The organism is Acinetobacter sp. F-1 (assembly GCF_022869025.1).
Lineage (GTDB): Bacteria > Pseudomonadota > Gammaproteobacteria > Pseudomonadales > Moraxellaceae > Acinetobacter > Acinetobacter pseudolwoffii.
This window is the reverse complement of sequence record NZ_JAJKFX010000005.1, coordinates 124956-137710: the sequence shown is the minus strand read 5'-3', so window position 1 is coordinate 137710 and position 12755 is coordinate 124956. Positions and strand designations below refer to the sequence as shown.

The window sequence follows — 12755 nt, the reverse complement described above, 5'->3', positions numbered from 1 at the left end:
TCAGGCGACCTTGCCTGAGTGTGTCCACTTATCGTTGTTGTTCCTGCTGATTCCATCAGCATAGTTTCTTCACATCTAATTCATGCCTGATGACTAAGACATGAATCATGCTGCTTTATTTATCTTCTGCATACTGTCTGTCTTTAGCTAATCAGGGTTGCTTGATCCTGGCAATTTCCATATCCATCAACCGAAATGCCAGATTTGAATATCGACCAAAATCTATTTTTTAATCAAAATCAACGTTGACAGACTTCACGCGCAATCACCAAACGTTGAATATCCGATGCACCTTCATAAATTTGGCTCACGCGCACATCACGGTAAATACGCTCTACTGGAAAATCAGAGACATAACCGTAGCCACCATGAATCTGAATCGCATCGGAACAGACCCGTTCTGCAATGGTTGATGCAAACAGTTTTGCCATTGAGGCTTCTTTTAAGCAGGCTAAACCAGCATCTTTTAAAGTTGCCGCATGCAAGGTCAGCTGACGTGCCGCTTCAATTTGTGTCGCCATATCTGCCAGCCTGAAAGCCACTGCCTGATGCTGCACAATTTCTACACCAAAGGCTTTACGTTCATTGGCATATTCCACCGCTGCATCCAGCGCAGCCCGAGCCATCCCGACTGATTGTGCTGCAATACCAATACGACCAGATTCAAGATTGGACAAGGCAATTTTGTAGCCTTCACCTTCCTGACCCAGCAGGTTTTCCACCGGAATCCGGCAGTTATCCAGAACAATCGTCGCGGTATCGGAACAATGCTGACCCATTTTCTCCTCTAGGCGTGACACGATATAACCCGGTGCATCGGTCGGTACCAGAAAACATGAAATGCCTTTTTTCCCTGCCAATTTATCTGTCACAGCAAAGACTAATGCGATCTGTGCATGTTTGCCCGTGGTAATAAACTGCTTGGTGCCATTAAGTACCCATTCATCGCCATCACGTTCGGCCCTACATTCTAAAGAACTGGCATCTGAACCGGCCTGAGGTTCTGTCAAGCAGAAACAACCCAGCCATTCACCGGTGGCCAGTTTAGTTAAATACTGCTGTTTCTGTGCTTCGGTGCCATAACGCTGGGTAATCCCACAAGGCAAAGAATTCTGCACACTAATAATAGTCGAAATTGCCCCATCTCCTGCGGCAATTTCCTCAAGTGCCAAAACCAGAGAAACATAATCCAGACCTGCACCGCCCCATTCTTCAGCAACGGTCATACCCAGTGCGCCAAGCTCACCCAGTTCTTTGAGTTCTTGTGCAGGAAATTGTGCTGTTTTATCGCGTAAGGCCGCTGTTGGTTTCAGTTTCTGCTGCGAATAATTGCGCATCATGTCCTGAATCATTTTTTGTTCATCATTTAAAATCATTGAACTTCCCTTTCTATATCTATTTTATTTACTTCAAGCTTTTTACTATTGAGATCGTTGGAACGTCAGTTAAGGCGGCATGGATGTCGCCTGCGAAACTGAGATACAGGGATGTATCTTCAGTTTCGCAAAGGATTTTTGTTTCTTTTGATCCTTCAAAAGAAAATGCATGCTTAAACAAAGTCATTTAAATTCAATGAGAAACTGGCAGCTGTGCAAATCATCATGTCCTATATAAATCGAAGACTTATTTAGGCTGCATGCGAATCGCGCCATCCAGACGAATCACTTCACCATTTAAATAGCTATTTTCAAAAATATGCCCCACCAGCTGGGCAAATTCCTGAGGTTTAGCCAAACGTGATGGGAATGGCACCATTTGTCCCAAAGCATCCTGAACATTTTGCGGCATACCTTTTAGCATCGGGGTTTCCATAATGCCCGGGGCGATGGTCATCACTCGAATGGCTTCACGTGCCAGTTCACGAGCCAAAGGTAAAGTCATCGCCACCACTGCACCTTTGGAAGCAGCATAAGCGGTCTGGCCAATTTGACCATCATAAGCGGCGACCGAAGCGGTATTTACAATCACGCCACGCTCTTCTTCACCAGATTGCAGTTCATATTTTGCAATTAACGCCGCTGCATGACGTAGCATATTAAATGTGCCATTCACGTTAATATTCAGCACTTTTTGGAACATCGCCAATTCATGAATACCGTTACGCCCCAGCACTTTGGCAGAAGGTGCAATACCTGCGCAGTTGATCAAACCATTCAGTTGAGCATACGCATTTTCGACATGTGCAAAGAACGTTTCTACGGCCTGCTCATCGGTGACATCTAGCTGTACAAATTCAGCCTGCTCACCCAGTTGTTGCTGTAATGCCTCACCCTGCTCTTGATTCATATCGACCAGAATCACTTTGGCACCGTGTGCAACCAGATGCGTGGCTGTCGCTGCACCCAAACCCGATGCTCCCCCGGTAATCACAACGACTTTTCCCTGAATTTTCATATTTCTTCCCTGATAATTTTCTATTTGAGATACGACTTAATATGCAGAGTAAACAGAGTTTTTATTCTGTACAATTTCCAAATATTGCATCTTGCCTGAGGTATTTGGACAATAAAAATGAGGATGTCACACTGAACATGCATAAGCCTGCACTGGAATATAGCAAAGGGACTATTTCGATCGACTTGGTCAAGGAAGCCTTGCTCGATGCCAAACGATTAGAATTTGATATCTCTACTATTCTGAAAAAAGCCAATATTCCAGCCGAAGTACTCAATGCACCTCAAGCGCGCGTGTCGGTAAGCCAGTTTGCCCAATTATGGACAGTGCTTGCAGACAGCATGAATGACGAATTTTTTGGCATGGACAGTCATGCCATGCGCCGTGGCAGCTTTAAATTGCTTTCAAAAATGCTTATGCAGGCAGATACACTGGAAAAGGCGCTACAACACATTTTGCAATTTCTCAACTTGATTCTGGACGATCTGCAAAGCACGCTTCTCGTTGAGGAACACTATGCCTATATCGTGATTTATGATTTAAAATCTACAAAACGCATGTTTAGTTATGCGACCTATCTGATGCTGATTCATACCTTGATCTGCTGGTTAAGTGGACAACGGATTTTGCTGAATCAGATTCAATTAAAATGTCCTGCACCACTCGATGATTTTGATTATAAAGTCCGTTTTTGTGAACAGATTGAATATCAGGCCAATGAAAACTATGTGCAGTTTGATGCAAGCTATCTGCAACTGCCGATTAAGCAGGATGCTCAATCCTGGTATCAGTTTATTCAACAAACGCCTCACAATTTATTGGTGCGTTTTAAAAATCCTTATGCACTCAGCACCCAGATTCGCAGACAGCTTCTGCAAGTTTCACCGTCAGAATGGCTAGAACTGAATGATCTTGCCTCAAAAATGAATATGTCCGAGGCGACCATACAACGGCGTTTAAAAAGCGAAGGGGTCAGCTACCAGCAATTAAAAAATGAAATACGCCGGGATACCGCAATCGAATTATTGACGCGTACTGAGCAAAGCTTGCAAGACATCAGTGACCAGCTCAACTTCCAGGAATCCAGCGCCTTTCATCGTGCCTTTAAGAAATGGACTGGAGTCAGTCCGGGAGCTTATCGTCAAAATAATATTAGATAATTTATATAAATTGATACTTAAAAAATATTAATAAAATTTTATTGAAACTTAAGTTCATATTTTTACTGTGATTATAAATTTCAAGCCCTGCAGCATATATTAGCAGGACTACACAGTCATCCAGAAAGCTTTGCAATTCGCCTGAGAATAGATTATTTTTCACTCAATTTATAGCACTTTGCTATTGGCTGTACTCCCAAATTTTCTCCTAAGTTGAAGGTATTTTCATGTTAAAGATGACTGATGTTCTTGAACAGAATCTTGTTCAAAACTTCGCCAATGCTTTAGTTCATTCAGCTGATCAAATCTCTGAACAGCTTAATCAAGCTATTTTAAGTGCCTCTGACTCAGCGCTTAAAGATGTTGTGGTTCAGTTCTTTAACCGTGTTGATGCAACTGAAACTGCCGCAGCCTTAGAAATTCCGGCAGATCGCATTGTCGCCCTGCAACAAGGTATTGCGCTCAAAGATGAACAATACTTGGCAGATACTGTGAAAGTTGTAGCGCTTTGTCTGGCAATGGAAACCGGTGGCTTAGATCAAGTCGAAGTCTATGACTGCCTGCAAGACTATCCGGTCTAAATTGAACCAACCCCAAAAAAGCGATGCAGATGTATCGCTTTTTTTATACTTATTCATTTATCTTACGCGAATTTCAACTTTCTAGACTATTGAAATAAAAAGGACATAACACAATTTAGATTTCGACCAAGAAAACTACCTCGTGTTATGTCCATTTACGAATTTATCATTTCTGTGTATTTATTCATAGATTCTTGCTATTCACTTATCGTCACAAAGCCATTAAGAACGAGAGGATTTCCTCCAGCTTTAACCGATATTGAAATAATGACTATACAAATTGTAGGTGAATTTTTAGGATTGGATTCTGATAAAAATATCTGGAAATATTTTAAACACAATTACTTGGACTGGTTTCCAAAATTAGGTTCTTATCCTAATTTCTGTAAACACTGTGCAAATTTATGGCAAGTCAATCAGCAAATTATGACCAAGATTAGAAAAACCTTTATGCACGATAATATTCATTTTATTGATGGTTTTCCTATTCCTGTTTGTCGCTATGCTCGAGCAAAAAAATATAGAAATTTTAAAACCGATGCTGGCTTCAGTTATTGTGCAGCTAAACAAGAAAAATATTATGGTTTTAAAGGACATATTGTGATTAATTTCTCAGGAATGATTACAGATTATACTTTTGCTCCAGCAAACTGTGATGAACGAGATGTTGCACCTGAAATCACACAGAATATTCATGGTTTGCTTGGTGCTGATAAAGGGTATTTTAAGACCTGAACTAAAAAAATATTATGATTTACAGTCTGTTGATTTACAAACACCATTTAGAAAAAATATGGTTGATCATCGACCGAAAGAAGCTATGAGAATACTAATGAATGCCCGAAAGAAAATTGAAACAGTCATAGGACAACTAACAGCGCAGTTTAATATACAAAAAGTCAGGGCTAGAGATCTATGGCATTTATCTCATCGTATCACTCGAAAAATTCTTTCACATACAATTTCAGTCGTTTTAAATTCTCAATTAGGTAATCCTCCTTTACAGTTGGAAAACTTAATTAAAAGTTGAGATTGGCGTTTATCTTGATGCAATTTATTTTCTATATTTATTGCCTTGTTTTACATAAAATTCAGCTTATTCAGTTTGATGCTAGATTTTAAAGAATTTCATATAAGTTTTCCTTAGTTAGTAACCCTACTAATTTTTTTACAATTTCAAACACTTAAATAAGATTTTTTAAATATTTTATTTTTTGATTTTCTTATCTGTTTTTCTCTTTTGCATCTTCACTCAACACCCGCTATTTATGTCGAAAAATTCATTATGATGACTTTGAGATAAGCATGAAAAAAATATTGATCTCCACAAGATTGGTGGTACTGACAGTTTCTTCTTCCCTGATCAGTGGTATAACGTTCGCAGCCATTCCGGCAGAGCTAAAACTGGATTATGCTTATTATGCTCCGACCAGTCTGGTGCTAAAAGAGCAAAAACTTTTAGAAAAAGCACTTCCGAAAACACAAATCAAATGGGTATTTAGCCAAGGCAGTAATCGTTCTCTAGAGTATTTAAACAGTGGCAGTGTCGATTTTGCTTCGACTGCAGGTTTGGCTGCCGTCCTCAGTCGTGCCAATGGCAGCCCGATTAAAACTGTATATATACAAAGCCAACCAGAGTGGACTGCACTGGTCGTTGCAAAAGACTCGCCGATAAAATCCCTGAAAGACCTAAAAGGTAAAAAAATTGCAGCAACCAAAGGTACCGATCCATTCCTGTTCACTTTGCAAGCTCTGGATACTGTCGGCCTCAGTAAAGGTGATGTTCAACTGGTACATTTACAGCATCCGGATGGTAAAACCGCACTAGAACGTAAACAGATCGATGCCTGGGCTGGCTTAGATCCACTAATGGCCTCTGCACAAGTACAGTCAGGTGCCAAACTGCTATATCGCAATGTGGGCTTTAATTCTTATAGCGTTTTAAGTGTAAAGGAAAACTTTGCCAAACAAAGCCCGGAAGCAATTGAAGCCGTGCTTAAAGCCTATGAACAGGCACGCCAATGGGCCAAAGCCAATCCGGACAAACTGGCTGAACTTTTGGCACGTGAAACAAAACTGCCATTAAACGTTGCCAAACTTCAGCTCAGCCGTACCAATCTGGATCAGAATATTCCTACAGCCAAACATATTAAGGCCTTACAAAAAGCCGGCACGATTCTGACCGAAGAAAATCTGGTACGTAAAGGCACCAATGTCAATCAAGTGGTGTCTCAGCTGCTTGATGCCAAATATGCACAAAAGGTTGTGAGCAAATAATGGCTCTAGCTAAAAGCATCCCGGAACAACTCGTGCAGAATCAATCACCCAGGTCGGTTTTTTTGTCACGCTGTCTTTCGATCCTGAAAGGTCTGACCCTTCCTGTCATTTTAATCATTCTATGTGAAGTACTGGTGCGTAGCGGTGTGATTGAACCGTATCTGTTGCCTGCACCGAGTAGTCTGCTTCAGTCTTTGGCTGAACTGGCAGAAGGCGATTTATGGCAACATATCGGGCTAAGTAGCTGGCGGGTAGTATTGGGCTTTGCGATCGGGAGTGGTCTGGGATTAGTCTTTGCCATTTTTGTGGGTCTGAATAAGCAGGCAGAAGAATTTCTGGAACCCTCATTTTCTGCAATTAAATCGATTCCAAGTTTGGCCTGGATTCCTCTTTTACTGCTTTGGCTGGGGATTGATGAAGCCTCAAAAATCACCTTGATCGCAATTGGTGCTTTCTTTCCGACCTATACCAATACCGTAGCGGCCATACAGGGCGTGGATCGTAAACTGATTGAAGTAGCACAAGTGTATCGTTTGAAATACTGGCAGCAGATTCAGCAAATTGTCTTGCCGGCTGCATCCCCTGGCATATTGACCGGTTTAAGGAATAGCTTAAGCCTGTCATGGATGTTTATGATTGCTGCAGAACTGATTGCCGCAACCCAAGGTATCGGCTATTTACTCAGTGATGGCCGGGAGACATCCAGACCCGATATCGTGATCATTGCGATTATCTTATTGGCCATTTTAGGGAAAGTTAGCGATAAGCTCATGAAGATACTGGAAACCCGATTACTACGTTGGCGTGATGTGGTTAAAAGCAGATAAAGTGAAAGACAACTAAAAAGCGGCCATCAAGGCCGCTTTTTTAATATACAGATTTTATGCTGAAAATTAATGCGGCCACTGGCCCAAAGTCACCCGATCATTACCGCCATAATCTTTGACAGTACGAACCTGCTTATAGCCTGCCTGTCTGAACAAATGCTGTACGGCATCGGCCTGATCATAGCCATGTTCAAGCACCACCCAACCCTTGACGGTTAAGTGCTTTTTGGCCTGAATAATAATATCTTCCAAATCAGCCAGACCCTTTTTCTGTGCAACCAAGGCACGTTCCGGCTCGGTTGCCAGATGCTGCATATGCGCATCGTTCGCATCGATATACGGCGGATTTGAAGCAATCACATCAAAAAACTGACGGCCAAATGGCTTTAACCAGGAACCCAGCAAGAACTCAACATTTTCAATGTCATGCTGTTCTGCATTGTATTTCGCCACTTCCAGCGTAGGCGCATAAATATCCGAGGCAACCACTTTCCAGTCAGGACGTTCCGATGCAAGCGATAAGGCAATTGCGCCTGTACCTGTACCCAAGTCTGCCACACGGGCATCTTCAGGCAGATCCAACTTTAATACGGTTTCAACCAGCACTTCAGTATCCGGACGTGGCACCAAAGTATCTTTGGTGACTTTCAGGTCCAAAGTCCAGAATGGCTGTGAACCAGTGACATAAGCCAAAGGCTCACCGGCAGCAATCCGCGCCAGACCATCCTTATAAGCCTGTTCCTGCTCCGGGCTTAATTCCTGGTCTTTTTTCATCAGCAGATCAAATGAATCAATCTTGGTGATGTGTTCCAGCAACCAGGCATTTTCCTGACGTTCGTAACTCTCGGCTTCGCCGCGCAAAGCCAGTGCTTGTAAAATATTCATTATCCACCATTCTGCTGTGCAAGCATGGCCAGCTGATCGGCCTGATATTCGCGATGCAAGCTGTCCAGCAATTCGGTCAGATCACCTTCCATCACTGCATCCAGCTTATATAAGGTCAGGTTAATGCGGTGATCGGTCATACGGCCTTGCGGATAGTTATAGGTACGGATACGTTCTGAACGATCACCCGACCCGACCAGATCACGGCGCATTTCAGAAGTTGCCGCATCTACCGCCGCCCGTTTGGCATTTTCCAGACGTGAAACTAGCAAAGCCATCGCTTTGGCTTTGTTTTTATGCTGCGAACGCTCATCCTGACACTCAACCACTGTGCCTGTCGGAATATGGGTAATACGTACCGCAGAGTCAGTTTTGTTAATGTGCTGACCGCCGGCACCTGAGGCACGATAAGTATCAATACGCAGATCCGAGGAATTGATTTCTACCGAAGTATCGACATCAACTTCCGGTAAGATCGCAACGGTACAAGCAGACGTATGTACACGACCTTGCGATTCGGTTGCTGGCACACGTTGTACACGATGCGCACCACTCTCAAACTTCAAGCGACCATATACACCGTCACCATTGATCAGGCAAATCACTTCTTTATAACCGCCGTGTTCACCTTCATTTTCTGACAGGATTTCAATACGCCAGCCTTGATTTTCTGCGTATTTACTATACATGCGATACAGATCACCCGAGAAAATCGCTGCTTCATCGCCGCCGGTTCCGGCACGAATTTCCAGATAAGCAGAGTTGGCATCATTTGGATCTTTTGGAATCATCAGAATATTCAGGTCTGATTCAAGCGCTTCAATCAAAGCTTTATTTTCTTTGATTTCCTCTTGTGCCATTTCCTTAAAGTCCGGGTCCGACAACATGGCCTGAGCTGTTTCAATATCTTCTTCAGCCTGTCTGTACTTGCTCCAAACGCTGGTGATTTCTGTCAGGTCATTATGCTCACGCGACAGCTGACGAAAACGTTTATTGTCTGAAATTACTTCTATATCAGCCAATAATGCTGTCAGCTCTTCGTGGCGGTCAGAGAGTTGGTCTAATCGTAAACGTAACGATTCTTTCATTTTTTAAAAAATCTCAAAACATAGGCTGCAACTAAAAACCGATTTAGCACAGCGAAATCAAAAAATTGCGCCTAGTTTAACGATTCTGGCTTCTAATGAACATCATTATTGAGTAAGTCCACGCCGCTATCATTCTCTCTCGGCAGCATTTGTTAACAAATAAGATTAAAAATAGTGGAATTGCCTTTTTTATAATCGATCTTATGCTTATTTCTTGCAGATTTTACAATTCATCAAATAAAGCAGTGAATTATGGAGAAACATCTTCATATTATTCTGGGCATGATTTGTTACATTTTCCACATCGAAATAAATACAGTCCTGTTAATGGACACGGAGTGATGACATGAAACTCAACGCACTTTTAATGAGTACAGTTTTAGCTGCTGGTTCAATGATGGCGGTAAATGCACATGCAGACAGTACAGCACGTGTTGCAGCAGCAAGTGCCTTAGGTAGTGTTGCAGGTACAGCCCTAGGTAAAAACATGGGCGGCAATACTGGCGCTACACTTGGCGCAGCCTTAGGTGGTGCAGGCGGCGCAGCAGTGGCAAGTAGCAAAAAGAACCGTACTGAATCTGCAATCGGTGGTGCTTTGGGTGGCGGTGCAGGTTATACCGTAGGTAAAAACATGGGCGGCAGCAATGGCGGTTATATCGGTTCAGCCCTGGGTGCTGCCGGTGGTGCTGCATTAGGCAACAAGATTTCCAAAGACAAAACTGCAGAAAAAGCCAAATCACGCCACTACAAGAAAAAACGTCATTACCGTTATAACTGATCAATGCGTTAGACCTCAGACATTCGTCATTAAGAGCACCTTCGGGTGCTTTTTTTATGCTTTTCAAACACAGTCAAATTCATGTAATACATAAAATTATTCACTCAAAATCATGAATAAATTAAGGAGATAAAAATCACAATTCGTCAACACGGCCTTCATGCTGTTTGACGCTTGCTAGATTAAATTGATCTTATCAACAAATACAGCTAGATATACGAAAAGGTGTACTCATGAACTATAAATCTCTAATGATCGCTGTTGTAGCAACCTCAGCCATGGGTATGACAGCAGCCAATGCCGGTAATACCACCAATACAGCTTTAGCTTCAGCACTTGGTGGTGTGGTTGGTGCAGCCGTGGGTAATAAAATGGGTGGTACAACCGGTGCAACCATCGGTTCTGCGATTGGTGGTGGTGCTGGTGCAGCTGTTGCGGCAAACAAACGTGACCGTAATGGTGCGATTATCGGTGGTGCCCTCGGTGGTGGTGCGGGTTATGCAGTCGGCCGAAACATGGCGGGTACCAATGGCGGTTATATCGGTGCAGCACTAGGTTCTGCGGGTGGTTCAGCACTGGGTAAAAAAGTCAGTGAGGATCGCCGTTATGATGACCGCTATGACCGTCGCTACAGTTCAAAAAACTACCGCACGAATGACTATCGTTACAACAACCGTCGTCGTTAAGGCTGCACTCTCTAAGCTTCCCTCCTTAAATAAGCATCTTCGGATGCTTATTTTTTTGCCTGTTATTTTCGTTTACACTTATATCGATTTTTTTCGATATACAAATACAATGCAAAGTCGTATGCTTTTAGTCATGTCTATTTAAGAGTAATACGATGCGTACACTTAACGATACCCGGTTCTCTATCCTCGAACTGGTTCCTGTTCGTGACGATAAGACTATTCAATTCGCGCTGAACCACGCGCTGGAGCTTGCCCAGGCAGCAGAACAACTGGGTTATAGCCGAATGTGGCTGGCAGAACATCACAATATGGATGGCATTGCCAGTTCAGCCACAGCCGTTCTTTTAGGCTATTTACTGGCGAACACCAAAAGCTTAACTTTAGGCTCAGGCGGGATTATGCTCCCGAATCATGCGCCGCTGGTGGTGGCTGAGCAATTCGGAACTTTAGCGACCTTATATCCAGATCGTGTTGAACTCGGTCTGGGCCGTGCTCCTGGAACTGACCAGATGACCATGCGTGCCCTGCGCCGTGGCCGTCAGGAAACTGAAGATCAGTTCCCGCAAGATATTCTGGAAATTTTGCAATATTTTAAAGATCCAGAGCCGAATCAGCGTATTGTTGCGACTCCCGGTCAAAGCACGCATGTTCCGGTCTGGCTACTCGGATCGAGTTTGTTCAGTGCACAACTTGCAGCAAAACTTGGCCTGCCTTATTCTTTTGCTTCACATTTTGCCCCGCGTATGCTCGGTCAGGCGATTCAGCTGTATCGTGAAAACTTTGAGCCTTCCGAATACTTGGATCGACCTTATGTTTCAATGGGTGTACCGACCTGTGTGGCAGATAGCGATGAAGAAGCAGAATATCTGGCGACCAGTGCCTATCAGCGGGTTTTGTCATTGATTCGTGGTCAGACCTTAAAACTGAAAGCGCCGATAGATTCAATGGACGGTCTATGGTCACCTGCGGAAAAAATGTCAGTCGATAATTTCTTTGCCATGGCACAGGTCGGCTCCAAAGCAACTGTGAAAGCTGGGCTGGAATCACTTTTAGCCAGATATGATGTTGATGAGTTTATCTTCACTTGTGACATCTATGACACTGACAAGCGTCTGCATAACTTTGAGCTGTTGATGCAGCTTAAAAACGGGCAATAAATGAAAGCGACATCTACCTATTCTCAGCAATGGGTAGATGTTGTATAACTTTCAAATAAAATAGCAACAACCTGTTTAACGCCTTCATCCAAACTTTTTCTATTCATTCTTCTCTCTTACTTAACACCACCGCTTTTTAATCATATTTATCTCCCCTGACTTAGAAAAAAATAAGCCGCTGTATTTCTGTCAAATAGATGACTGTCTAAGTTAAATTTTCTCCTTTACCCTGCTTCTGGTTTTTGTTTATATCTAGGACAAAGAAAATCAATTATTAAATAAATTCAAGGAAGTCTAATGGCCACCAAGCAAGATCTACACGCTGGCATTTTTGAAAATCATCCCGAACATTTCCAGCTGTTTACCGGAATAAATATCGCTTCTTCCGAGCTTATGCAGCTGGATTATTCAAACAAAGATATTGCAATTATTGGCACAGACCAGTTTACCGTTACCCAGCTGGATAAAATTAGTCAACATGCCGGTTCGGTGAAAGTTTTTCAGATTAATCCTGCTTTTGTGCTGCCAGGGTCAGACCGCATTCTGCAACGCATTATTAATCATCCATTGATTGGTAAAAATCGCCGTCTATTTAACAACCGGATTAAGAGTCTGCTTTCCCTCAGATTTCTGGAAAATCAGGTACAAAATCTGTGGTTAAGACGCCAGTTAATGCCAAATCTTGCATCTTCTCCTAACACCTATCTCAAGTCAGATCATTATTATGCCGCGCTACAGCGGGAAAATTGCCAGCTGATTACCTGGCCAATCCTAAAAATTACTGAAAACAGTATTTGCTGTATCAATGGAGATCAGCATCAGGTCGATATTATTATTCATACTTATTTAGCAGAAGAATAAGCTACGTTGGCAGCTCAACATGAAAAATTGATGAAATCTAGAACTCTACACCCAGGAT

Annotated in this window: 12 protein-coding genes and 1 pseudogene; 9 read left to right on the top strand and 4 right to left on the bottom strand. The window is 42.7% G+C overall.

Annotated features, from left to right (window positions below):
- Window positions 1–239: 239 nt before the first annotated feature.
- On the bottom strand, window positions 240–1376 hold the full coding sequence (locus LOZ91_RS06850) for an acyl-CoA dehydrogenase family protein (protein ID WP_100355343.1): 1137 nt from the start codon (window positions 1374–1376) through the stop codon (window positions 240–242).
- A 247-nt stretch (window positions 1377–1623) separates the two neighbouring features.
- Window positions 1624–2394: a 3-hydroxyacyl-CoA dehydrogenase gene (locus LOZ91_RS06845; RefSeq protein WP_005097220.1), complete on the bottom strand. Its 771-nt coding sequence runs from the start codon at window positions 2392–2394 to the stop codon at window positions 1624–1626.
- Between the two features lie 137 nt (window positions 2395–2531).
- Between LOZ91_RS06845 and LOZ91_RS06840 the strand changes: the two genes are divergently transcribed.
- From LOZ91_RS06840 to LOZ91_RS06820, 5 genes and pseudogenes are all read left to right on the top strand, one after another.
- Window positions 2532–3554, top strand: coding sequence for an AraC family transcriptional regulator (locus tag LOZ91_RS06840; protein ID WP_179999461.1), 1023 nt, complete (start codon window positions 2532–2534; stop codon window positions 3552–3554).
- Between the two features lie 227 nt (window positions 3555–3781).
- Window positions 3782–4135, top strand: a complete 354-nt coding sequence (locus tag LOZ91_RS06835; RefSeq protein WP_100355344.1) for a hypothetical protein — start codon at window positions 3782–3784, stop codon at window positions 4133–4135.
- Between the two features lie 147 nt (window positions 4136–4282).
- Window positions 4283–5165: pseudogene (locus LOZ91_RS06830) on the top strand (IS982 family transposase).
- A gap of 275 nt (window positions 5166–5440) precedes the next feature.
- On the top strand, window positions 5441–6412 hold the full coding sequence (locus LOZ91_RS06825; RefSeq protein ID WP_244782872.1) for an aliphatic sulfonate ABC transporter substrate-binding protein: 972 nt from the start codon (window positions 5441–5443) through the stop codon (window positions 6410–6412).
- Complete coding sequence (locus LOZ91_RS06820; protein WP_180049065.1) at window positions 6412–7239, top strand: ABC transporter permease; 828 nt, start codon at window positions 6412–6414, stop codon at window positions 7237–7239. The genes LOZ91_RS06825 and LOZ91_RS06820 overlap by 1 nt, the downstream gene beginning before the upstream one ends.
- Window positions 7240–7305: 66 nt before the next feature.
- On the opposite strand, the gene prmC is transcribed toward LOZ91_RS06820, so the two are convergent.
- Together prmC and prfA are read right to left on the bottom strand one after the other, a co-directional pair.
- On the bottom strand, window positions 7306–8124 hold the full coding sequence (gene prmC, locus LOZ91_RS06815) for a peptide chain release factor N(5)-glutamine methyltransferase (RefSeq protein WP_180049067.1): 819 nt from the start codon (window positions 8122–8124) through the stop codon (window positions 7306–7308).
- Complete coding sequence (prfA, locus tag LOZ91_RS06810; protein ID WP_180049069.1) at window positions 8124–9212, bottom strand: peptide chain release factor 1; 1089 nt, start codon at window positions 9210–9212, stop codon at window positions 8124–8126. Before prfA ends, prmC begins: the two co-directional genes overlap by 1 nt.
- 346 nt (window positions 9213–9558) lie before the next feature.
- Between prfA and LOZ91_RS06805 the strand changes: the two genes are divergently transcribed.
- The 4 genes from LOZ91_RS06805 to LOZ91_RS06790 all read left to right on the top strand — a co-directional run bounded on the left by LOZ91_RS06805 (window position 9559) and on the right by LOZ91_RS06790 (window position 12697).
- Entirely contained in the window at window positions 9559–9990 is a 432-nt protein-coding gene (locus LOZ91_RS06805) for a glycine zipper 2TM domain-containing protein (RefSeq protein WP_005097225.1), read from the top strand.
- Window positions 9991–10223: 233 nt separating this feature from the next.
- A complete protein-coding gene (locus tag LOZ91_RS06800) occupies window positions 10224–10676 on the top strand; it encodes a hypothetical protein (RefSeq protein ID WP_005097226.1) in 453 nt (150 codons plus the stop codon).
- A 155-nt stretch (window positions 10677–10831) separates the two neighbouring features.
- A complete protein-coding gene (locus tag LOZ91_RS06795) occupies window positions 10832–11836 on the top strand; it encodes an LLM class flavin-dependent oxidoreductase (RefSeq protein WP_005097228.1) in 1005 nt (334 codons plus the stop codon).
- Window positions 11837–12133: 297 nt separating this feature from the next.
- Window positions 12134–12697 (top strand): hypothetical protein, encoded by a 564-nt coding sequence (locus LOZ91_RS06790; RefSeq protein ID WP_005170508.1) that lies wholly within the window; start codon window positions 12134–12136, stop codon window positions 12695–12697.
- Window positions 12698–12755: the final 58 nt, after the last annotated feature.

Bases quoted from the DNA above. Each gene is read 5' to 3' on its own strand.
- LOZ91_RS06845 (WP_005097220.1), bottom strand. From the start codon at position 2,394: ATGAAAATTCAGGGAAAAGTCGTTGTGATTACCGGGGGAGCATCGGGT.
- LOZ91_RS06820 (WP_180049065.1), top strand. From the start codon at position 6,412: ATGGCTCTAGCTAAAAGCATCCCGGAACAACTCGTGCAGAATCAATCA.
- LOZ91_RS06795 (WP_005097228.1), top strand. From the start codon at position 10,832: ATGCGTACACTTAACGATACCCGGTTCTCTATCCTCGAACTGGTTCCT.
- LOZ91_RS06850 (WP_100355343.1), bottom strand. From the start codon at position 1,376: ATGATTTTAAATGATGAACAAAAAATGATTCAGGACATGATGCGCAAT.
- LOZ91_RS06800 (WP_005097226.1), top strand. From the start codon at position 10,224: ATGAACTATAAATCTCTAATGATCGCTGTTGTAGCAACCTCAGCCATG.
- LOZ91_RS06805 (WP_005097225.1), top strand. From the start codon at position 9,559: ATGAAACTCAACGCACTTTTAATGAGTACAGTTTTAGCTGCTGGTTCA.
- LOZ91_RS06835 (WP_100355344.1), top strand. From the start codon at position 3,782: ATGTTAAAGATGACTGATGTTCTTGAACAGAATCTTGTTCAAAACTTC.
- prfA (WP_180049069.1), bottom strand. From the start codon at position 9,212: ATGAAAGAATCGTTACGTTTACGATTAGACCAACTCTCTGACCGCCAC.
- LOZ91_RS06790 (WP_005170508.1), top strand. From the start codon at position 12,134: ATGGCCACCAAGCAAGATCTACACGCTGGCATTTTTGAAAATCATCCC.
- LOZ91_RS06840 (WP_179999461.1), top strand. From the start codon at position 2,532: ATGCATAAGCCTGCACTGGAATATAGCAAAGGGACTATTTCGATCGAC.
- LOZ91_RS06825 (WP_244782872.1), top strand. From the start codon at position 5,441: ATGAAAAAAATATTGATCTCCACAAGATTGGTGGTACTGACAGTTTCT.
- prmC (WP_180049067.1), bottom strand. From the start codon at position 8,124: ATGAATATTTTACAAGCACTGGCTTTGCGCGGCGAAGCCGAGAGTTAC.